Raw genomic sequence first — 19,870 nt, 5'->3', positions numbered from 1 at the left:
TTGTTGTTGCTGACCGATGTGGACGCGGTCTACCGCGGTTTCGGCAGCGCGAACGCCGAGCCGATTGCCCAAATGTCCCCGGACGAGGCCCGCGCCTTTGGCGCGCCCGCAGGGTCAATGGGCCCGAAGATCGTCGCTGCCGGTGATTTCGCCGACACCGGCGGCTTCACCGGAATTGGCCGGCTGGAGGATGCCATCGCCATCCTGGACGGTCGCGCCGGCACGCGGATCGACAAGGCCATAGGGGTCAAATTGATTCCACCACTCAGGAGCTCGGTAGGCTCGAGACGGTATGCGCGGGCGAGGCGGCCCTTGACGTTGTCGGCCGAGCAGATCAGCGGCGCCTAACCCATCTTATCGGCTCTGTGACAAAGTACATTCGGCTTTGATCCAAAGTCCCGGAGCGCGAGGTCCAAACTGATAACGGCGTTAGCCGAGCAACGTTTCGCACCTCCTGCGCTTTCATAGAAGAGATTTACGGCCCGCGTGAGTTCCGGTAGATCCTCAGCAAGGACGAACGATGCCGCAGTCGTTACGATCCTGTGACCGTTTCTCTCACACCAATGTTGCGAAACTCCCCCTAGCTTACGACCGTCGATTTGAATATCGAAGCGGCCGGGACAGAAAGCCTCGGCCACTTCGCCGATCGTCGCCACGAGGCCGATCGAAGCCAACGCGTCGCCAATCATCGTCGAGAATTCGCGATAGGCAGCATCGATGGCGAAATCAGCTCCCGCAGTGCGGGCAAGGGCAATCTGAAACGTACCTGGCGAAACGGGACAAGCGGCTCCGCCGCTGCGACGGACAACGACAGGCCAGTTTTCCGCCGCCAGTCGTTGCGTTGCTGCAGCGAAGGTAGGCAGGTGCGTGTCCGAGCGTCCGACAGTGAGAGCCTGCGGCACTTGCCAAAGGAGGGTGCGCAAACGGCAACCGTCATCGATCTCGTCGGAAAGCCGTTCCTGCCTTTCAAGTCCCTCCGCCGCCGTCGTGAAACCTTCCACGCACGGATCGATGGTGAGACCGTGAACCCTGGCAGCGGCGGCAATGGCCGCCGCCAGGGGCCGGGCGAGACGATCAGGCCGCATCAATGGTGCCGATCACCGTTCCCGGCTTCACAGCGCCGTCCTTAGGGACGGCGATGTGCAGGATGCCAGCCGATGGCGCCGCAATGTCGAAGGTGGTTTTTTCCACCATCAACTCTGCGATGGTTGCGCGCGCAGCGACGGTGCTGCCATCCGCATAGAACCAGTTTGCGATGATGCCTTCCGGATTGACGTTGGCATCCCACAGGTCGGGTGCGATCCTGATGTCAGCCAAATCAAGCCCCCTTCTTCATCGTCGTCAGCACGGCCGCGACGATCTTGTCAGCGGATGGCAGGACGTATTGTTCCATCGGCCTGCTATAGGGGATCGGCACATCGGGAACAGCCAGACGCTGGGGTGCCGCCTTTAAAAGCGTGGGATCCTCCTCGGCGACGGTGGCGATAATTTCGCCTGTGAGGCCGAAACTCTTGTAGTCTTCATCGACAACGACAAGCCGGCCGGTCTTGCGAACCGATTCGATCACCTTCTCGCGGTCGAGCGGCACTATGGTGCGAAGGTCGATTACCTCCGCCTCTATGCCCTGCGTCGCCAGTTCCGCCGCAGCATCGAGTGACCTGTGCACCATCATGCTAAGGCTGACGATCGTGACATCCTTGCCCGGCCGCACCACCTTGGCTTCGCCGAACGGAATGGCATAGGCCTCCTCCGGCAGTTCGGAAGCAGCCCCTTCGGGGGAGGCCATCCAGGCCAGCCCCTGTAGCCCCTTATGGAACATGAACATCACAGGGCTGTCATCGCGGATGGCCGAGATCATCAGCCCCTTGGCGTCGTAGGCGTTGGACGGCGCGACCACTTTCAGGCCAGGCAAGTGGGCGAAGGTCGCGTGCAGGGTTTGCGAATGCTGGCCAGCATCGGAATATCCGCCGCCCGTGGCGGTCATGATGACCATAGGCACTTTGCAATTGCCGCCGGAGAAATAGATGTTCTTGGCGGCAAGATTGTATATCGCGTCCATGCAGACGCCGAAGAAATCGACGAACATCAGTTCGACGATCGGTCGCATGCCCGCCATGGCGGCGCCGACGCCAGCGCCGATGAAGCCGGTTTCCGAAATCGGCGTGTCGCGGACGCGCTCCTTGCCAAACTCGGCCAGAAGGCCAGTCGTGGCGCCGAAAATGCCGCCATAGGTGCCAATATCCTCACCCATAATGAAGACGCTGGGATCGGCGCGCATTTCTTGCGCGATCGCTTCGGAGATCGCCCGAGAAACAGTCATGATGCGATTGCTAGACATAGTTTCCTCCTTGGCAGGGAAAGATCAGTCAGGCGAAGACCTGGGTCAGGGCGTCGCTCGGAGCGGGATAGGCTGCCGCCCGGGCAAAGGCGAAGGCCTCATCGACTTCCCTTCTTGCCTTGCTCACTGCCTCGTTGGCTTCCTCCTCAGTCACACCCTGTCCGATGATCTGCCGGCGAAGCCGCGCAATCGGATCCTTGGCTTTCAGCTCCGCCACCTCGCCCTTCGGGCGATAGAGTTCGGGATCGCCCTGGAAGTGGCCGTAATAGCGATAGGTCTCCACTTCGATCAGCGTCGGACCATCGCCCCTCCTGGCGCGATTGACGGCCTGCTCCGCAACGTCGAACAGCATCAGCGTATCGTTGTCGGCGACATGCGAACCCGGAATGCCGTAGGACCCGGCCCTCACGCTGTTGTCCGCAACGGCAGTCGAGGCGGATTTTGGAACAGAGATTCCCCAGCCATTGTCCTCGATTATGAAAATGACCGGCAGTTTCCATAGGGCGGCAAGATTGAGCGATTCATGAACCCCGCCTTGGTTGGCGGCTCCTTCACCAAGATACGATACCGCGATGGCGTCGCTTCCCTTCAGCTTGGCGGCCAGCGCTGCGCCAACTGCTGGCCCCGCTCCTTCGCCGATGATGCCACTGCAGACGAAGTTGACAGCGGGAGCTAGAAGATGCATGTGGCCGCCGCGACCGCCGCCAAGCCCGGCTGCCTTACCGAAAATCTCAGCCGTCATTTTCTTGAGATCGACGCCCTTGGCAATGGCGGCGTGGTGGGGCCGATGGGTTGCCGTCACAGTATCGTCGCTACGCAAATGGACACAAACAGCAGCCGCGCACGGCTCCTGACCAGCAGCGAGATGCATTTCACCAGGCAACGGACCCGCACCTATGTCGAATTTCGGGGATTTCCCTTCCATGTAGGCGGCGGCCATAGTGTCTTCATAGTACCGCGCCTTTTCCATGACCTCGTACATCCATAGAAGCTGGGATTTCGTCGGCATTTCAGACCTCCCTCGATTTGTTGATCTGATGGACAGCCCTTTACCCGGATGAGCCCTCGAGCTTGCCTCTCCCGCCGGCTCGGGGGCAACCAGTCGATTCCATTAAGAGCCGCTAATTTTAATTAATGTACGGTTCTGTTTTCCGAGCATTGATCTGCCTCAAAGGGTGTGCAAAAAAGCGTGCAGAAAGACGGAAGGAGCCATCTTTGGCTTAAAGTGCTAGAACTTGTAGCCGAGCAGAATCCCGCCGCGGGGTGTCGGACTGGCAGGCGGTCAGCGCGAGCGCACCGGAAAGGCTCAGCACGACGAGGACAGGGCGCACGAGCGGGGTTCCAGGCACTTGGTGCGGATGATCTTCGCCAGTTCGCCGCGCGTCACCGGCTGAGCCTAGGTCTTTAGTCCCGGCATTTGATGGTGCGGATTGAGTGTAAACCGTTCTGGCTCTGTTGCCCAGATTTTGCAGATGTATTCGTAGGGTGTCAGGCCCACGCAGCGTCTTCCGTCGGCGACCGTAATTGTAGGCGTCGGCGAAGTCATGGAGGTGGGCGGCTAGCTGGGTATGGCTGTCGTAATGGTAAAGTTTCACAGTCGCTTCTTTGATAGTTCGGTTCATTCGTTCGATCTGACCATTGGTCCAGGGGTGAGATATCCATTAGCTTTCCACACCTGACCAATTGTGCTCCCTGCGATCGGCCGCCGCGGGAAATCCCGGTACGAATCTGGGTCATGTTCAGGATGATACGCATCTTCCCGCGGCCGTATTGGCCGACGATCTCCTGCGTCCTCCATCGACTTCCGGAGCCTAAAATTGCCCTCAACACCATCCCTACGCTTTAGTTGCCCCTCACCTCCACGCTGCGGCTTTGGTTGTCAGCACCTTGGGCGGGATTGGAAATACGACTGGCCTTCCTCCGGGTCGCGGAGGAGTTGAGCGACGGCAACCCCCGAAGAAGCGCCCGAAGGCCGAAACTTCCTGCTCTCACCAGAATGCCAAACACTGACGTTACTCGATTTCGCCAAGATGCGGGATACGACTGCCTACAACTGATTTAAGCGCTTGCGCTGACCCGAGACAGAGGACGACGCTTCCTGCACAAATTGCGGAATGCTTCGGTGCCACACGATCAACCTTATCAATAATTCGTTGCCGTCCGACCATGCCTCGGTCTCCTCTCCTCGCAGGAAACTGTCTGCGATCTTCCCTTCCTCAGTCTGGGCTGGATTCCAGTCCTCCCGGTATCGCCCGAATGCAGCATATAGACCTACTTAGAGACGCCGCGTTCGATACCGCCACGACAGTAGGCATTCCCAGGCCTCCAACCTCTTGAAAGATCTCTCCTCTCCGATTAGATAGTAACTACTCACTATCTTTTGGAGTCCTACGATGATCCCACGGTCAACCCATCTTTCAGCGGAGGAGCGCCGTGAAGTGGCGACGGAAACCGCGCTCGACCTCGCTGCGGAACAAAATCCCACCGACATCAAAGCCCGGGCAATTGGCGCCTGCGTGAGCATGATCCAAAGTGTGATCATGCGCTCTCACCTTGTCGACGACGCGACGCGTATTCGCGGAAGCGAAGCGGAAGTGGCACTGTTTTGCAGACGCAATACTGCGGTGGCGAAATGATTCATCGCTCGCCCCCCAACCCGTCTCCGATGCAATCCCTCGAGGCAATGTTTATGGCTGATATCGCCTATGTCGCGGGGCATCCGCACATCCCGCGCACCCTACTCGGTACGCTCGCAACCAAGGAGCGGTCACCGCTTAAGCTGATGGTCGAAGTCTTTGTTCGACGATACGAAGGGCGCATTTCGGGTCTGATCGAAGAGGCGCAACGATACGGCGAAGTTCGAAATACAGTGGACAAGGAGAGTGCCGCCCGCCTGTTCATCGCAACGATCCAGCATTTGGTCTTCAGGGCGTTAGTCGCAGATGAAATAGCCAATATCCGTGAGGCAGCCCCGGCAGCTTTCACATCCTATCGTCGATGCGTGGAGGCGGCACGATGAGGCTCCCGTCTGTTCAACGCCGCAGCCTGATGCTTCTCGCCGTTGCAGTTCCGATTGTCGCCCTGTTCGGCTATGTCGTCCTTCGATCCGGCCCCCTGGCGCCCGTTTCGGTGAGGACTGCCGTCGTCGAGAACCGATCGATCTCGCCTGCTCTTTTCGGCATCGGCACGGTCGAAGCTCGTTTTTCCTACAAGATCGGCCCGACCATCGCTGCACGTGTCGGCGCGGTACATGTTGACGTCGGCGATACAGTAAGCGCCGGCCAGGCTCTCGCCGAGATGGATCCGGTGGATCTCAACGATCGGATTGCGTCGCTGGATGCGGCAATCAGCCGAGCCGAGGCATCAATAAAGGCTGCGGAAGCGCAGGTCGAAGATGCTCTTGCGCGCAAAGAATATGCGGACATGCAGGCGAAGCGCTATGACGCGCTCTGGGAGAGCCAGACCGTCAGCAAGGCCGCTGTGGAAACCAAGCAGCAGGACAGCCAGGTCGCTCTTGCCGCCCTCTCGGCCGCCCAGTCGAATCTCGCGGCCGCACAGCAGGACTTGCGACGCAACCGCGCCGATCGAGACGGCCTCGTCAAGCAACGCGACACTCTGGTTCTGCTCGCCCCGGTCGACGGCGTGGTCGTCGCCCGCAATTCCGAGTCGGGAACGACCGTGGTCGCCGGCCAGGCAGTCATCGAAATGATCGACCCGAAGAACCTCTGGATCAATGCCCGGTTCGACCAGATCGCGGCCATGGGTCTTCGCAAGGCACTGCCCGCGCAGATTGCTCTTCGCTCCCACGGTGGAACGGCCATCGCCGGACGAGTGTCTCGCGTCGAAGTGCTCGCGGACTCGGTCACCGAGGAAAACCTGGCCAAGGTCGAGTTCGACACGCTTCCCGATCCGATTCCGCCGATCGGCGAGCTGGCCGAGGTGACGATTGCCCTGCCCGAGCTCCCCTCCGGCCCGGCCATCCCCAATGCCGCTCTCCAGAATGTCGACGACAAGACCGGCGTCTGGACGGTAGCGGATGGAAAAATCCGTTTCACGCCCGTCCGGATTGGCGCGATGGATCTCGACGGCACGGTCCAGATCGCAGAAGGCCTTCAGGCGGGTGACGAGATCGTCGTCCACAGCGCTTCGCGACTGACGAGCACGAGCCGCATCCAGATTGCAAACGAGCCGGCGGAGCTTCTCAAATGATCAGTCTTGCAGGCCGTGACATTCTTCATTCGTGGGGCAAGTTCGTCTTCACCGGGATCGGGCTCGGTCTCCTCATCGGCGTGACGTTTACGATGGCCGGCGTCTACCGGGGCATGGTTGAAGACGGCAAAGTGCTGCTCGACAACAGCGGCGCCGACATGTGGGTCGTACAGCAGAACACGCTGGGTCCCTACGCCGAATCCTCGAGCATCAATGACGATATCTATCGGATGATCCTGGCGACGCCCGGCGTCGAACAGGTTGCCAACATCACCTACCTGACGATGCAGGTCCGAAAGGGAAGTACGGACGTTCGCGCGATGGTGGTTGGCATTGCGCCGGGTAATGTCGCGACGCCCGGCTGGCCACCGTTTCTCGTTGCCGGGCGCCAGATCACAAGGGGTCACTATGAAGCGGTGGCGGATGCTGCGAGCGGTTTCACCCTCGGCGATACCATTGTCATCCGGCGAAATCATTACAAGATCGTGGGCCTGACCCGGCGTGCGGTTTCATCCAGCGGTGACCCGATGATCTTCATCCCGCTGAAGGACGCGCAGGAAGCACAATTCGTCAAAGACAACGACTCCATCGTCCGCCAGCGCCGACGCACGAGCGAGAACCCCGAATTCAACAGACCGGGTGTGCCGGGCCTGCTGGATGCCGTCATTGCATCGCAAAACAGCAACCCGTACGTGAACGCCGTTCTGGTGCGCATCAAGCCGGGATACGACGCGGACCAGATCGCTGCAGACATTGCGAGGTGGAAGCGGCTGACGGTCTACACGCGTGCGCAGATGGAAGAGATCCTGATCGGCAAACTGATCGCCACCTCGGCCAAACAGATCGGCATGTTTCTCGCGATCCTGGCCGTTGTCAGCGCGGCCATCGTCGCCTTCATCATCTACACATTGACGATGGACAAGATACGCGAGATCGCCGTCCTAAAACTAATCGGCACGCGCAACCGGACGATCGCCTCGATGATCCTGCAGCAGGCAGTCGTGCTGGGCCTGATTGGCTTCGTCGTCGGCAAGATCACGGCGACCTTCGCGGCACCCTTGTTTCCGAAGTTCGTCCTGCTTCTGTCCAAGGACACGGCGACAGGGCTCGTCGCCGTCGTCGTCATCTGCGCACTCGCCAGTATCGTTGCCATCAGAATGGCCCTGAAGATCGATCCGGCCGAAGCGATAGGAGGCTGAGATGGCAGATGGCGGAATTCTGATCGAAGGACTCCGGAAGCGCTACGGCAGCGGCGACACGGCAGTCGACGCCCTTAAGGACGTCAACATGAAGGTCGCGCCCGGCGAAGTCGTCGGCCTTGTCGGCCCGTCCGGATCGGGCAAGAGCACGCTCCTCAAGGCCCTCGGCGCGGTGATCGACCCGAGCGGCGGGCGCATGACCCTCGGCGAGACGGTGATCTATGACGATGGCTGGAAAATCAGCGACCTGCGCGCGTTGAGACGAGACAAGATCGGCTTCGTCTTTCAGGCGCCATACCTCATCCCGTTTCTCGACGTGACCGACAACGTCGCGCTGCTGCCGATGCTGGCGGGTGTCCCCAACGGCGAGTCACGCCGACGGGCGCGCGAGCTCCTGAAGGCCCTGGACGTAGACCATCGCGCCGCCGCGATGCCGTCCCAGCTTTCGGGCGGGGAGCAGCAACGCGTTGCGATCGCGCGGGGGCTGATCAATCGCCCGCCCATCATTCTTGCCGACGAACCGACCGCGCCGCTCGACAGCGTACGCGCCCTGAGCGTCATACGCATCCTGAACGACATGGCCGTCAGGTTCGGCACCGCCATTATCGTCGTCACCCATGACGAGAAGATCATTCCAACCTTCAAGCGCATCTATCACATCAGGGATGGTGTGACCCATGAAGAAGCCGGTGAGGGACGCGGCTTCGACTGACGCCAGGTCTGCCACCGTCATAAAGACGCGTCGCAGCTTATTGCACAGAGTAGCCAAAGGAGAGACGAATGCAGACGCGAGAACCAACATGCCGCACGGGCACGACCGACGCACAGTCACGATGGCGGGTAGGCCTCCTTGCACTCTTCGTGACATCGTCTGCCTTGATCACGCAAGGCCGGGCGGAGGAGCCGTCTCCTGCCTATAAGATTACGGATGGACGCCCCTGGACGATGACCACCGATAGCCGCGTCGGGAAACTCGTGCTCTATCGCAACGGGACGGGCAAGATGACCGGCGGCCCCCTGGATCTGTCTCCGACCTGGCGGGCGACGCCAGAAGGGATTTGTCTGAAGCCCGGCGGCCTCCTTCCAGAACAGTGCGTGCAACTGGTTCGGACAGAACAGGGTTATGCCGGGCTAGCAGCCGGACGGACGAAATTCACCCTGCAAAGGTGAGCGACAATTGTGATATTGATGAGGAGCGAATGTCATGCCATCTGCACGTATCTCCACCTTCTTTAATCCCACGATCGGCGTATTCGCAGTGTTGTTCGGTGTCGCGACACTCATCTCGGGCGGGAACAATATACTCTTGCTCCAAAGTGACGCAGAGCCGACTGAGCGGATCGTTCCGTTCGTGCTCTATTTCAACTTTGCAGCAGGATTCGCTTACGTGGCCGCGGGGGCGGCATTCATCCTACACCGCCGGTGGGCGTCGACACTCGCAATTGCGATCGCGACGGCAACCCTGCTGGTATTCACAGGACTGGGTGTCTGGATCCTCATGGGTTACCCCTACGAGCTGAAGACAGTTATTGCGATGACCATTCGTACGGTATTCTGGTGGTTTACCGCGATTGCCAATCAGCTCCTGAATAATGCCCGTCCGGCTCCACCTCGCAGCTTGAAGCAATGAGGGCTGACATCGACGAGGTCTGAGTGATTTTTCTCCACCTCAGCTGAAATCAGATGCGCCCGGACACCGGAGATCATGGCCTCAAACCACAATCACCTATTGCAGCGGCTGGCGCTCGTTTGGCTCCTTCTTAGTGTGGCTGCATGTGCATCTCGACCAGGCGACAGCGTTCTGGCGCCGCGGACGGACGCCCCGGCGCGGTATCCAAGCGTCACGATCGTCACGGCAACAGACAGGCAGAAGGATGCCGCCAGCCCCGGCTATTCTTCAAAACGATCGCCGAAGCTGCGGTTCGAACGATTCACCGTCGCCATGGTCGCAGACCGGAACGAATCGCATGGCCAGAGCCAATCGGCCACCTTCACCGCCGGTGAAGAATACCTTGTGAAAGAACGCAAGGGCTTATCCGACATAGATGCCCTCCAGCACCGCAAAACAGTCGTCTACGTGCACGGATACAATTACACATTCCAGGAGTCACTTTTCCAAATCTCAAAAGTTGCAATAGAAGGCAAGCTTCAAGAGACACCCGTTCTTTTCAGCTGGCCGTCCGAAGGGACGGTCACCGGCTATATTGCCGACAAGGACGCCGCACTATACGCCCGCGACGATCTTACGGATCTTCTCGCCCGCCTTGGCAAGAACGGCAACAAGGGCAGTATTACGCTGTTCGGGCATAGCACCGGAGCGTGGCTTGTCGTCGAAGCGCTGCGGCAACTTAAGCTCACGAACAGAGATGATGTACTTGGCCGAATAGGCCAGGTGGTGTTGGCGGCGCCAGATATAGAGATCGATCTCTTCGGACGACAGGTCCGGACGATCGGGCGCCTCGCACAACCGATAATCCTACTCAACGCAAAGGATGATCGTGCGCTGGCTCTATCGAGCCGTCTTGCCGGATCCCTTCCGCGGATCGGCGCCGTCGACAGGCAGAACGCGACGGTGAAAGAGCTGGCGGCAGAAGGGATGATTGAAGTGATCGATCTGTCCAGGTTGCCGGCTCCAGACCAGGCAAGGCATCGTCGGTTTGTGCGGCTCGCGCAGGCGCTGTCGATGCCAGGAGAGCGCACCGATCTTCTGCTCCAAGCAGGGCTTCGACTGACACCGACACCGCCCTGAGCGGAACGACTGGTGCAAGAGCGCCGCCCCTCCGGGGCCACCAAACGACGGCATCTCAGCACCCTTGTCGACCATCTGCGCGTTGCCCGGCCACCCTTCCTTGGGGGCTCGAGGCTACAACGCGGCGCTGGCGCGGACTTACCCTTCCAACGAGGTATGAGAAGGGATCCAGCCGATCAAGCCTCCAGACGTGCCCGGCAGAAAAGCCGGGACGAAGCTCCGCTTCTCTGCCGGAACACGCTTCTCTCCTGCCGCTTTCAGGCCTTGACTCCTTGCGCTGGAAACGAGAATGCTATGATGTCAGACCAATTTGAAGCCGACAACGATGACGACGCCTCGTACCAAGCCGCTGATAGCTCCCCTTCCTCCGATGGACCGCGCCCGACAGGTGACGGAATCGCTCGCCCGCTACATCGATCAGGCGCGCCTTGCCGCCGGTGACCGCCTTCCGGCGGAGCGCGAGCTCATGGCCGCCCTCGGTGTCGGCCGTTCGACGATCCGTGAGGTGATCCGCCATTTCCAGGCGCTCGGCGTCATGGAGACGCGCAAAGGCAGCGGCACCTATCTTCTGAAACCGATCACATCCGCCACCATCCACATGCCGCTCTCCGTCGAAACGGCAAGCGTGCGTGACGCACTCCTGCAGACACTCGAAGTGCGACGCGGCATCGAATGCGAGGCCTGCATGGTGGCGGCCCGGCGCCGCACGGCAGACGATCTTGTCAACATGGAAGCCAAGCTCGATGAAATGGAACGAGTCCATCTCCTGAAGGGAACCGCCGGCGAGGAGGACCTCGCCTTCCATCTCGCGATCTACGACGCCACCCACAATCCGCTGTTCCGCCAGCTGCTCGAACAGATGCGCGAAGCCTTCGAGCGCTTCTGGGAGAAGCCTTTCGACCGTCCGGACTTCGCCCGGAGATCCTTTCCCTATCATCGCACATTGTTCAACGCGATCGTCGCCCAGGACACCGAGGCCGCACGGCGCGAAACACTGAAGATCCTCGACGTCGTCGAGGAAGACATCAAGGAAATGTCCAAATGATCAACGGTCCGGATCCATTCGAGCACGCCTCCCTGGTCGTCGCCCACGACGACGGCAATGCCTTCGAGGCCGTCGTGCCGCCGATCGTCCAGACCTCGCTCTTCACTTTCGAGAGCGTCGACGAGATGGTCGCGACGTATCGCGGCGAAAAGAACCGCCCGGTCTATTCGCGCGGGCTCAATCCGACGGTGCGCCACTTCGAGGAAATGCTGGCGAAGCTCGAAGGCGGCGAGGATGCGCTGGGCTTCGGAAGCGGCATGGCGGCGATCTCCTCCACTGTGCTTACCTTCGTGGAGCCGGGCGACCGCATCGTCGCGGTGAAGCATCTTTACCCGGACGCCTTCCGCCTCTTCGGAACGCTCCTGAAGCGCATGAAGATCGAGGTGACCTATGTCGACGGCACCGACGAGGAAGCCGTCGAAAAGGCACTGCCGGGGGCGAAGCTCTTCTACATGGAGAGCCCGACCAGCTGGATCATGGAGACCCACGACGTCGCCGCGCTCGCGGCGATCGCCAGGAAGCATGGCGTCCTGACTGTCATCGACAACAGCTGGGCGAGCCCGGTCTTCCAGCGCCCGCTCTCGCTCGGCGTCGATCTCGTGCTGCACTCGGCCTCCAAATATCTGGGCGGCCACAGCGACGTCGTCGCCGGCGTCGTCACCGGTCCGAAGGCGCTCGTCGACCGTATCCGCGGCGAGAGCCTCCCCTATCTCGGCGGCAAGATGTCGCCCTTCGACGCGTGGCTGCTGATCCGCGGGCTCCGGACGCTGCCGATCCGCATGAAGGCGCACGAAGCGGCCGGCCTCGAGATCGCACGGCGGTTGCAGGCCCTTCCCGAGGTAGAGCACGTCAATCATCCGGGCCTTGCCAATCAACTGCCGCCGGGGCTCTCCGGCACCTCGGGCCTCTTCTCCTTCGTCTTCCGTGAAGGTGTCGACATCCGCGCCTTCGCCGACAAGCTCGAACTCTTCAAGCTCGGCGTCAGCTGGGGCGGACACGAAAGCCTGATCGTCCCCGGCGAGGTTGTGCTGCAGCAGAAGGCCCAACCGAATTCCGCCCATGCCTTCGGCATGAACCCGCGGTCCGTGCGTCTCCATGTCGGCCTCGAAGGAATGGATGCCCTGTGGAGTGACCTGGAGACGGCGATCAACGCCGCCAAGAGCTGAACTTGCCTATCAACCCAAGAACAAGAGGGGGAATGACCATGAAAACACTTCTGACAGCAGCCCTGATGAGCGCCCTGATGGCAGGTACGGCCCTTGCCGACACCACGCTGAAGCTCGTGGAGGTCATCACCAGTCCGGAACGCACCGAGACCCTGAAATCCGTCGTTTCGAAGTTCGAAGCCGCCAATCCCGGCACCAAGGTGGAAATCATTTCGCTACCCTGGGGCGAATCCTTCCAGAAGTTCGCCACCATGGTTTCGGCCGGCGAAATCCCGGATGTCATGGAAATGCCGGACACCTGGCTGTCACTTTACGCCAACAACGGCATGGTCGAAAGCCTCGAGCCCTATCTGAAGGAATGGGACCAGACCGCCGACCTCTCCGATCGCGCTCTCGAGCTCGGCCGTGATGTCAAGGACACCGCCTACATGCTGCCTTACGGCTTCTATCTGCGTGCTATGTTCTACAACAAGAAGCTGCTCGCAGAGGCCGGCGTGTCTGAGCCGCCGAAGACCATGGACGAGTTCGCCGAAGCCGCGAAGAAGGTCTCTGCCCTTCCAGGCAAATACGGCTACTGCCTTCGCGGCGGACCGGGCGGCCTCAACGGCTGGGTGATGTTCGGCGCGTCCATGGCCGGCGACAACGCGTTCTTCACCGAGGACGGCACCTCCACGTTCAACTCCGAAGGCTGGGTCAAGGGCCTCACCTGGCTCATCGACCTCTACAAGAACGGCTACGCACCGAAGGACAGCGTCAACTGGGGCTTCAACGAGATCGTCGCCGGCTTCTACAGCGGCACCTGCGCCTTCCTCGATCAGGATCCGGACGCCCTCATCGCGATCGGCCAGCACATGAATGCCGACGACTACGGCATCATGACGATGCCGAAGGGACCGGACGGCAAGACCTTCCCGACCATCGGCTATGCCGGCTGGTCGATGATGTCGGCGAGCGAGAACAAGGATCTTGCCTGGAAGCTGATCGCGACGCTCGAAGGCAAGGAAGGCAATGTCGAGTGGAACAAGCGAACCGGCGCGCTGCCGGCGCTCAAGTCCGCCGAGAACGACCCCTTCTACTCGAGCCCGCAGTTCAAGGGATGGTTTGAGGAGCTTTCCGACAAGGACGCAGTCCCGACTGTCATGCCGACACATCTGGAAGAGTTCGCCTTCTTCAAGGACTCGCTGGTGATCAAGACCTCGCAACAGGCGCTTCTCGGCGACATCACCCCGCAGGAACTGGCGGACCAGTGGGCCGACTACCTGACAAAGGCGCAGCAGAAGTATCTCGCCAAGCAGTAACGCAGCATCCTCCGGGCGGAGACCAGTTCTCCGCCCGGAACTGAAGCAAGTTCGTCCAACGGAACGCCGCCGATGACCTCGCCTGCCCGCGCCGATGACCGGAGATCGCTGACCAAGCGAATGGCCGATGCGTCGGAACCCTATCTCTACAGCGCGCCGGCGCTCGTCCTGATCGTCGCCGTCATGCTGGTGCCGCTGGTGCTCGGCATTTCCTACGCCTTCCGCGACATCCAGCTGCTCAACCCCTTTTCGGGCGGCTTCATCGGCCTTGATCATTTCCGCGCGCTCGGCCGCGACCAGGACTTCTACCGGGCACTAAAGAACACACTCTGGTGGACGGGCGCCTCGGTCGCCCTGCAATTCGTATTCGGCCTGATCCTCGCCCTGCTCCTCGACAAACCGTTCTACGGACGCGGGTTGGCGCAGGCGCTGGTTTTCCTGCCATGGGCCGTGCCGAGCTTTCTCGCCGGCCTCAACTGGGCCTGGCTGTTCAACCCCGTGATCGGACCGCTGCCGCACTGGCTTCACGCGCTCGGTCTTCTTGCCGAGCCCAACAACATCCTCGCCGATCCGCAGCTTGCGATGTGGGGACCGATCGCAGCCAATGTATGGTGGGGCATCCCCTTCTTCGCCATCACGCTTCTCGCTGCTCTCCAGGCGATTCCACGCGACCTCTACGAGGCCGCCGCCATCGACGGCGCCGGGCCCGTCCAGCGCTTCCTGTCGATCACCTTGCCGTTCCTCGCGCCGACCATCGCCATCACGGTCCTGCTGCGGACCGTCTGGGTCTCGAACTTCGCTGACCTCATCATCGTCATGACCAATGGCGGCCCGGCCGACCGGACCCAGATCGTCGCCTCCTACATCTTCACGCAGGCCTTCAAGCGGCTCGATTTCGGCTATGCCTCGGCGATTGCCCTGGTGCTGCTGGTCCTGCTGCTCGCCTATTCCATGCTGATCGTGCTGCTTCGCCAGTCACTCCTGAACAAGGGCTGAGACCATGAGGCCATCCCGCATACTCCTCACCGTCTCCCATCGTCTTGCGATCCTCGCCTATGTCGCCGTCGCGCTCTTCCCGCTGTTCTGGCTTCTGAAAGTGTCGGTCACGCCGAACAGGCTGCTCTACAGCGAGGGCGTGCGCATGTGGCCGTCCGAGATGACCCTCGAACATTTCACCTTTGTCATCGCCCACAGCGCCTTTCCGACCTTCTTCAAGAACAGCCTCATCGTCTCCGGCGCCACAGCGGCCGTCGTCACCGTGCTCGCCTCCCTCTCCGGCTACGCGCTTTCGCGTTTCTCCTTCCGGGCGAAGTACTGGATCGTCGCGCTGATGCTGCTCACCCAGATGTTCCCATTGGTCATGCTGGTCGCGCCGATCTTCAAGATGCTCTCGCCGCTCGGGCTAACCAACAGCCTTACCGGTCTCGTCATCGTCTACTCCGCCTTCAACGTCCCCTTCGCGACCTTCCTCATGCAGTCCTTCTTCGACGGCATCCCGAAGGATCTGGAGGAAGCCGCGATGATCGACGGCGCCACCCAGTTCGTCGCTTTCCGGCAGATCATCCTGCCGCTGACGCTGCCCGGTATCGCGGCGACGCTCGGCTTCGTCTTCACAGCCGCCTGGAGTGAACTCCTCTTCGCGCTGATGCTGATCTCCGGCAACGACGCGGCGACGTTCCCGGTCGGCCTCCTGTCCTTCGTTTCCAAGTTTTCCGTCGACTTCGGGCAGATGATGGCGGCGGGCGTGCTGGCCCTCATCCCCGCCTGCCTCTTTTTCCTCCTCATCCAGCGCTACCTCGTGCAGGGCCTGACGGCCGGCGCGGTCAAAGGCTGAAAGGACCACCCATGGCTTCCATCGATATATCCGGCGTCCAGAAGAGCTACGGCCACTTTCCCGTCCTGCACGGCGTGGACCTCTCAATCCGGAATGGCGAGTTCATCGTGCTGGTCGGTCCCTCCGGCTGCGGAAAGTCCACGCTTCTACGGATGATCGCCGGTCTCGAAGAGGTGACCGCAGGCGAAATCCGCATCGCGGAGAAGCGCGTGAACGAACTGGCGCCGAAGGACCGCGACATCGCCATGGTGTTCCAGTCCTATGCGCTCTATCCCCACATGTCGGTGGCCGAGAACATGAGCTACAGCCTGAGGCTACGGAAGACGGCGAAGGAAAAAATTGCACAGGTCGTCGCGGACGCGGCCGCCAAGCTCGGCCTCGATCCTCTGCTCGCACGCCGCCCGAAGGCACTTTCGGGCGGCCAGCGCCAGCGCGTCGCCATGGGCCGGGCGATCGTCCGCCAGCCGAAGGCATTTCTCTTCGATGAGCCGCTCTCCAATCTCGACGCGCGTCTGCGCGAACAGATGCGTGCCGAGATCAAGAAGCTGCACGGAGAACTCGGCGCCACCTCGATCTACGTGACCCACGACCAGATCGAGGCTATGACGCTAGCCGACCGCATCGTCGCCATGCATGGCGGGGTCGTTCAGCAGGTCGGCTCCCCCCTCGATCTCTACGACCGCCCGGCCAATCTTTTCGTTGCAGGGTTCATCGGTTCCCCGGGAATGAACTTCATGAAAGGCCGCTACATGAGCGGCGACAACACCGCCGCCGTGCAGCTTCCCGACGGTTCTCCTGTTGCGGTCGAGCCGAGAGCCGGGCTCGAAACCGGAAGCGAAGTAACCCTCGGCATTCGTCCGGAACACGTCGTCATCTCCACGACAGGTGCCATCGAGGCCGATCTCGACCTCGTGGAGCCGACGGGCTTCGGCATCATCATGCACCTTTCGCTGCATGGCCTGCCCTTCAAGATCTTCACGACCGACCGCTCGGTTCTCGGCAGCGGTTCGAAGGTCCGCGCCGACTTCCCGAAAGACCGCCTGCATATCTTCGACGCCGACGGCAATCGGGTGGATTAGCCGTCATCCTCGGCGCAACCTGATGGAGCGAGAGCAAGGCAGCCGCAACAACTCCGCCTTCGCCTGCATCCGAAGTCCCGAAACCGATCTCCCCGGCCGCTCGAGCGGCCGGGGAGACAGGAATCATGCATTGAGCGTCCTGGCAAAGGGCATGAGACGGATCCGCTTGCCGAGCGCCTTGTAGACGGCATTGGCGACCGCCGGACCGATCGGCGGAACACCCGGCTCGCCGATCCCGGACGGAGGGTTGGCGGAGGCGAGAATATGGACCTCCACCACCGGCATCGCGTCGATCCTGAGCGGCGTATAGACGTCGAAGTTGCCCTGGTCGACCTTGCCGGACGTCAGAGTGATCTCCTCGCCGAGAATGGCGCCCAGACCGAACCCTATCCCGCCCTCGACCTGGGCGCGGACCACATCCGGATTGACCGCAAGACCGCAGTCGACCGCGGCGACGACGCGTTCGACCTTGATGTTGCCGTTGCGGTCGGTGGAGACTTCCGCGATCTGTGCAACGACGGATCCGAAGCTCTCCGCCACTGCGACACCGCGGAAGCGGCCTTCCGCGAGTGGCTTGCTCCACTCGGCCTTTTCCGCCGCGAGCCTGAGGACGACCGCATGACGCGACTGCGGATCGAGCATCGAGAGGCGATACTCGACCGGATCGCGGCCCGCCGCTTCGGCGACTTCATCGAGGAAGGCTTCCGCCGCAAACGCGGTGTGGGTCGAGCCCACGGAACGCCACCAGAGAACCGGCACGCCGACCTCTGTCGTCGTCAGGCCGACCGTCTGGCTGGGAATGGCATAGGGCAGGTTGCTCGCCCCTTCGACCGAGGTCGGATCGACCCCGTTTTGAACCATACCCTCGAACGCGGTCTTGGCCATGATCGATTGTCCGACCACGTGATCGCTCCAGGCGACGAGCTTGCCGTCACCGTCGATCCCGGCCTTCAGCTTGTGCACATAGGCAGGGCGATAACGGCCGGCGCGCATGTCGTCCTCTCGGGTCCACTGGACCTTGACGGGAGCCCGGAAGCCGATCGCCTTGGCGACGTAAACGGACTCGACGACCACGTCGCCGTCGAAGACCGCGCGCCGGCCAAAACTGCCGCCGCTCTTCATCACGTGCAGCTTCACCTTGTCCGGTGTCGTACCGACGATCTGGCTGGCAAGCATCTGATAGACATCGGGGAACTGGTGCCCGCCCCATATCTCCAGCGTTCCGTCCTCGTTCCGGCGCGCCACCGCGTTGAGCGGCTCCATCGCGGCGTGTGCCAGATAGGGAAACTCGAAGGTCGCCTCGATGACCTTGGCCGCACCGGCGAAGCCCGCCTCCGCGTCACCGTCCTTGCGCGCCACGGCCACCGGCGCCTTGTCCGCGAGATCCCTGTACATCGCCATGATGTCGGAGCTGCTGCGCTTTTCGGCCGCCGTGTCGTCCCAGACCACCTTGACGGCTTCCCGGCCCTTTATCGCCGCCCACATGTGTTCGCCGACGACGGCCACACCACGTGGCGTCTCGACGACATCCACGACGCCCTTCACGGAACGCGCTGCGGCAGCATCAAAGGACTTCACCTTGGCCCCGAACATCGGCGGATGGATCATGACGGCCGTCAGCATGCCCGGTAGCTTGACGTCGATCGTATACTGCTCGGTTCCGTTCGCTTTGCGAGCACTGTCGAAGCGCTTCAGCTTGGCATTGCCGATCAGCTTCCAGTCACCCGGCGGCTTGAGCTTGACGTCGGTCGGTATCGGCATGGTTGCCGCCTTGGCGGCAAAGGCGCCGAAGCCGGCGGACTTGCCGGCGGGATGCGCCAGCAAGCCATTTTCGACCGTGATCTCCTCGGGCGGAACACCCCATTCGGACGCTGCGGCCGCCAACAGCATGGCACGCGCCGTCGCGCCTGCCTTCCGGTAGCGTTCCCACGAGGTGACCATGGATGTGGAACCCCCCGTTCCCTGGACCGTGCCGCCGAAGGCGATGTTGCCATAGGCCTTCACATTGCCGGCCACGCCACGAACGTCGATCGACGACCAGTCTGCGTCGAGTTCCTCGGCAACGAGCGTCGCAAGCCCGTTATACGAGCCCTGCCCCATCTCGAACTGGGACGAGAGCACGACGACCTTGCCGTCGCCGTCAATCGTCAGATACGGGGTGAAGGCGGCCGCACCTCCGTCATCCGCGGCAGGCTCGCCGGCAATGGCGGGCGAAGCTGCGACGAACCGATAGCCGACGGCGAGACCGCCGCCCGCTGCCAGCGCACCCAGCATGAACTGCCGGCGCGATGCCTGCATCTTTGCGACGGGAAGAGTGAGCGATTGCATGAGTTTCGGGATCATCGTTCAGGCCTCCAGACGCTTGGCGGCTTCGTGAATGCCGGCACGGATTCGGTGATAGGTGGCGCAGCGACAGAGATTGCCAGTCATGGCAGCGTCGATGTCGTCATCGGTGGGCTTCGGATTGTTGGTCAGAAGATCGGTCGCCGACATGATCTGGCCCGACTGGCAGTAGCCGCATTGCGGGACATCGAGATCGGCCCAGACGGCCTGCACCGTCGTCGCCACCTTGCCCGAGAGCCCTTCGATCGTCGTTATCTTCGCGCTGCCGACATCGCCGATCGGTGTCTGGCAGGAACGCACGGGCGCGCCGTCCATGAGCACCGTGCAGGCGCCGCATTGCGCCATGCCGCAGCCGAATTTTGTTCCCGTCAGTCCGACGAGGTCGCGGATCGCCCACAGAAGCGGCATGTCCGGTTCGGCATCGACATCATGCTCGTTGCCGTTGATCGTCAAAGTCACCATGGTGTTCTCCTCGCGTTCTGACACGGACGCGGAACGCCGGCCACGGCTCGCCGCGCGGACGCTCCTTGACGTTTGTTATCTCTGCAAGCCTATAATGCGATGCTGAACTTCGGTAGGCAGGATCCTGTCCGATTATTGCCTGATCCTG

Annotated in this window: 20 protein-coding genes and 2 pseudogenes; 15 read left to right on the top strand and 7 right to left on the bottom strand. The window is 61.6% G+C overall.

Features of this window, described 5'->3' with window-relative positions:
• Positions 1-348: pseudogene (locus ACM6UT_RS11865) on the top strand (hypothetical protein); the annotation flags it as partial.
• On the opposite strand, the gene ACM6UT_RS11860 reads toward ACM6UT_RS11865, so the two are convergent.
• The 5 genes and pseudogenes from ACM6UT_RS11860 to ACM6UT_RS11840 form a co-directional block, all read right to left on the bottom strand.
• Positions 345-1,085, bottom strand: a complete 741-nt coding sequence (locus ACM6UT_RS11860; RefSeq protein WP_416797541.1) for a lipoate--protein ligase family protein — start codon at positions 1,083-1,085, stop codon at positions 345-347. The pseudogene ACM6UT_RS11865 and the gene ACM6UT_RS11860 sit on opposite strands and share 4 nt — an antisense overlap.
• Positions 1,075-1,317 carry a biotin/lipoyl-containing protein gene (locus ACM6UT_RS11855; RefSeq protein ID WP_416797540.1) on the bottom strand — a complete coding sequence of 81 codons (243 nt, stop codon included), beginning with the start codon at positions 1,315-1,317 and terminating at the stop codon, positions 1,075-1,077. The genes ACM6UT_RS11860 and ACM6UT_RS11855 overlap by 11 nt, the downstream gene beginning before the upstream one ends.
• 1 nt (position 1,318) lies before the next feature.
• Positions 1,319-2,338, bottom strand: a complete 1,020-nt coding sequence (locus tag ACM6UT_RS11850; protein ID WP_416797539.1) for an alpha-ketoacid dehydrogenase subunit beta — start codon at positions 2,336-2,338, stop codon at positions 1,319-1,321.
• Positions 2,339-2,366: 28 nt separating this feature from the next.
• Entirely contained in the window at positions 2,367-3,308 is a 942-nt protein-coding gene (locus tag ACM6UT_RS11845; RefSeq protein WP_416797538.1) for a thiamine pyrophosphate-dependent dehydrogenase E1 component subunit alpha, read from the bottom strand.
• Between the two features lie 426 nt (positions 3,309-3,734).
• Positions 3,735-3,996: pseudogene (locus ACM6UT_RS11840) on the bottom strand (integrase core domain-containing protein); the annotation flags it as partial.
• Positions 3,997-4,776: 780 nt separating this feature from the next.
• Here ACM6UT_RS11840 and ACM6UT_RS11835 point away from each other — a divergent pair.
• From ACM6UT_RS11835 to ACM6UT_RS11770, 14 genes are all read left to right on the top strand, one after another.
• Positions 4,777-4,974: a hypothetical protein gene (locus ACM6UT_RS11835; protein WP_416797537.1), complete on the top strand. Its 198-nt coding sequence runs from the start codon at positions 4,777-4,779 to the stop codon at positions 4,972-4,974.
• A gap of 53 nt (positions 4,975-5,027) precedes the next feature.
• Positions 5,028-5,357 carry a TetR family transcriptional regulator C-terminal domain-containing protein gene (locus tag ACM6UT_RS11830; RefSeq protein ID WP_416797536.1) on the top strand — a complete coding sequence of 110 codons (330 nt, stop codon included), beginning with the start codon at positions 5,028-5,030 and terminating at the stop codon, positions 5,355-5,357.
• Entirely contained in the window at positions 5,354-6,547 is a 1,194-nt protein-coding gene (locus ACM6UT_RS11825; RefSeq protein ID WP_416797535.1) for an efflux RND transporter periplasmic adaptor subunit, read from the top strand. Before ACM6UT_RS11830 ends, ACM6UT_RS11825 begins: the two co-directional genes overlap by 4 nt.
• Positions 6,544-7,746: an ABC transporter permease gene (locus tag ACM6UT_RS11820; RefSeq protein WP_416797534.1), complete on the top strand. Its 1,203-nt coding sequence runs from the start codon at positions 6,544-6,546 to the stop codon at positions 7,744-7,746. The genes ACM6UT_RS11825 and ACM6UT_RS11820 overlap by 4 nt, the downstream gene beginning before the upstream one ends.
• Position 7,747: 1 nt before the next feature.
• Positions 7,748-8,458: an ABC transporter ATP-binding protein gene (locus tag ACM6UT_RS11815; RefSeq protein WP_416797533.1), complete on the top strand. Its 711-nt coding sequence runs from the start codon at positions 7,748-7,750 to the stop codon at positions 8,456-8,458.
• A 233-nt stretch (positions 8,459-8,691) separates the two neighbouring features.
• On the top strand, positions 8,692-8,916 hold the full coding sequence (locus tag ACM6UT_RS11810) for a hypothetical protein (RefSeq protein WP_416797532.1): 225 nt from the start codon (positions 8,692-8,694) through the stop codon (positions 8,914-8,916).
• A 34-nt stretch (positions 8,917-8,950) separates the two neighbouring features.
• Entirely contained in the window at positions 8,951-9,376 is a 426-nt protein-coding gene (locus ACM6UT_RS11805) for a hypothetical protein (RefSeq protein WP_416797531.1), read from the top strand.
• A 75-nt stretch (positions 9,377-9,451) separates the two neighbouring features.
• Positions 9,452-10,495, top strand: a complete 1,044-nt coding sequence (locus tag ACM6UT_RS11800) for an alpha/beta hydrolase (protein ID WP_416797530.1) — start codon at positions 9,452-9,454, stop codon at positions 10,493-10,495.
• Positions 10,496-10,820: 325 nt separating this feature from the next.
• Positions 10,821-11,540, top strand: a complete 720-nt coding sequence (locus tag ACM6UT_RS11795) for a FadR/GntR family transcriptional regulator (protein ID WP_416797529.1) — start codon at positions 10,821-10,823, stop codon at positions 11,538-11,540.
• Entirely contained in the window at positions 11,537-12,706 is a 1,170-nt protein-coding gene (locus ACM6UT_RS11790; RefSeq protein ID WP_416797528.1) for a PLP-dependent transferase, read from the top strand. The genes ACM6UT_RS11795 and ACM6UT_RS11790 overlap by 4 nt, the downstream gene beginning before the upstream one ends.
• Before the next feature lie 38 nt (positions 12,707-12,744).
• Positions 12,745-14,004: an ABC transporter substrate-binding protein gene (locus ACM6UT_RS11785; protein WP_416797553.1), complete on the top strand. Its 1,260-nt coding sequence runs from the start codon at positions 12,745-12,747 to the stop codon at positions 14,002-14,004.
• Between the two features lie 72 nt (positions 14,005-14,076).
• Entirely contained in the window at positions 14,077-15,000 is a 924-nt protein-coding gene (locus ACM6UT_RS11780) for a carbohydrate ABC transporter permease (protein ID WP_416797527.1), read from the top strand.
• 4 nt (positions 15,001-15,004) lie between these two features.
• A complete protein-coding gene (locus tag ACM6UT_RS11775) occupies positions 15,005-15,838 on the top strand; it encodes a carbohydrate ABC transporter permease (RefSeq protein ID WP_416797526.1) in 834 nt (277 codons plus the stop codon).
• An 11-nt stretch (positions 15,839-15,849) separates the two neighbouring features.
• Positions 15,850-16,917, top strand: a complete 1,068-nt coding sequence (locus tag ACM6UT_RS11770) for an ABC transporter ATP-binding protein (protein WP_416797525.1) — start codon at positions 15,850-15,852, stop codon at positions 16,915-16,917.
• A gap of 123 nt (positions 16,918-17,040) precedes the next feature.
• Here ACM6UT_RS11770 and ACM6UT_RS11765 read toward each other — a convergent pair whose 3' ends face one another.
• Positions 17,041-19,260: a xanthine dehydrogenase family protein molybdopterin-binding subunit gene (locus ACM6UT_RS11765; protein ID WP_416797524.1), complete on the bottom strand. Its 2,220-nt coding sequence runs from the start codon at positions 19,258-19,260 to the stop codon at positions 17,041-17,043.
• Between the two features lie 3 nt (positions 19,261-19,263).
• Complete coding sequence (locus ACM6UT_RS11760) at positions 19,264-19,722, bottom strand: (2Fe-2S)-binding protein (protein ID WP_416797523.1); 459 nt, start codon at positions 19,720-19,722, stop codon at positions 19,264-19,266.
• Positions 19,723-19,870 lie beyond the last annotated feature (148 nt).

The organism is Ciceribacter azotifigens, assembly GCF_048159625.1.
Lineage (GTDB): Bacteria > Pseudomonadota > Alphaproteobacteria > Rhizobiales > Rhizobiaceae > Allorhizobium > Allorhizobium azotifigens.
The sequence above is the reverse complement of the archived record's forward strand: the minus strand, read 5'-3'. Positions and strand labels throughout refer to the sequence as shown.

Bases quoted from the DNA above. Each gene is read 5' to 3' on its own strand.
- ACM6UT_RS11860 (WP_416797541.1), bottom strand. From the start codon at position 1,085: ATGCGGCCTGATCGTCTCGCCCGGCCCCTGGCGGCGGCCATTGCCGCC.
- ACM6UT_RS11850 (WP_416797539.1), bottom strand. From the start codon at position 2,338: ATGTCTAGCAATCGCATCATGACTGTTTCTCGGGCGATCTCCGAAGCG.
- ACM6UT_RS11845 (WP_416797538.1), bottom strand. From the start codon at position 3,308: ATGGAAAAGGCGCGGTACTATGAAGACACTATGGCCGCCGCCTACATG.
- ACM6UT_RS11830 (WP_416797536.1), top strand. From the start codon at position 5,028: ATGGCTGATATCGCCTATGTCGCGGGGCATCCGCACATCCCGCGCACC.
- ACM6UT_RS11825 (WP_416797535.1), top strand. From the start codon at position 5,354: ATGAGGCTCCCGTCTGTTCAACGCCGCAGCCTGATGCTTCTCGCCGTT.
- ACM6UT_RS11820 (WP_416797534.1), top strand. From the start codon at position 6,544: ATGATCAGTCTTGCAGGCCGTGACATTCTTCATTCGTGGGGCAAGTTC.
- ACM6UT_RS11815 (WP_416797533.1), top strand. From the start codon at position 7,748: ATGGCAGATGGCGGAATTCTGATCGAAGGACTCCGGAAGCGCTACGGC.
- ACM6UT_RS11810 (WP_416797532.1), top strand. From the start codon at position 8,692: ATGACCACCGATAGCCGCGTCGGGAAACTCGTGCTCTATCGCAACGGG.
- ACM6UT_RS11805 (WP_416797531.1), top strand. From the start codon at position 8,951: ATGCCATCTGCACGTATCTCCACCTTCTTTAATCCCACGATCGGCGTA.
- ACM6UT_RS11800 (WP_416797530.1), top strand. From the start codon at position 9,452: ATGGCCTCAAACCACAATCACCTATTGCAGCGGCTGGCGCTCGTTTGG.
- ACM6UT_RS11795 (WP_416797529.1), top strand. From the start codon at position 10,821: ATGACGACGCCTCGTACCAAGCCGCTGATAGCTCCCCTTCCTCCGATG.
- ACM6UT_RS11790 (WP_416797528.1), top strand. From the start codon at position 11,537: ATGATCAACGGTCCGGATCCATTCGAGCACGCCTCCCTGGTCGTCGCC.
- ACM6UT_RS11785 (WP_416797553.1), top strand. From the start codon at position 12,745: ATGAAAACACTTCTGACAGCAGCCCTGATGAGCGCCCTGATGGCAGGT.
- ACM6UT_RS11780 (WP_416797527.1), top strand. From the start codon at position 14,077: ATGACCTCGCCTGCCCGCGCCGATGACCGGAGATCGCTGACCAAGCGA.
- ACM6UT_RS11775 (WP_416797526.1), top strand. From the start codon at position 15,005: ATGAGGCCATCCCGCATACTCCTCACCGTCTCCCATCGTCTTGCGATC.
- ACM6UT_RS11770 (WP_416797525.1), top strand. From the start codon at position 15,850: ATGGCTTCCATCGATATATCCGGCGTCCAGAAGAGCTACGGCCACTTT.
- ACM6UT_RS11765 (WP_416797524.1), bottom strand. From the start codon at position 19,260: ATGATCCCGAAACTCATGCAATCGCTCACTCTTCCCGTCGCAAAGATG.
- ACM6UT_RS11760 (WP_416797523.1), bottom strand. From the start codon at position 19,722: ATGGTGACTTTGACGATCAACGGCAACGAGCATGATGTCGATGCCGAA.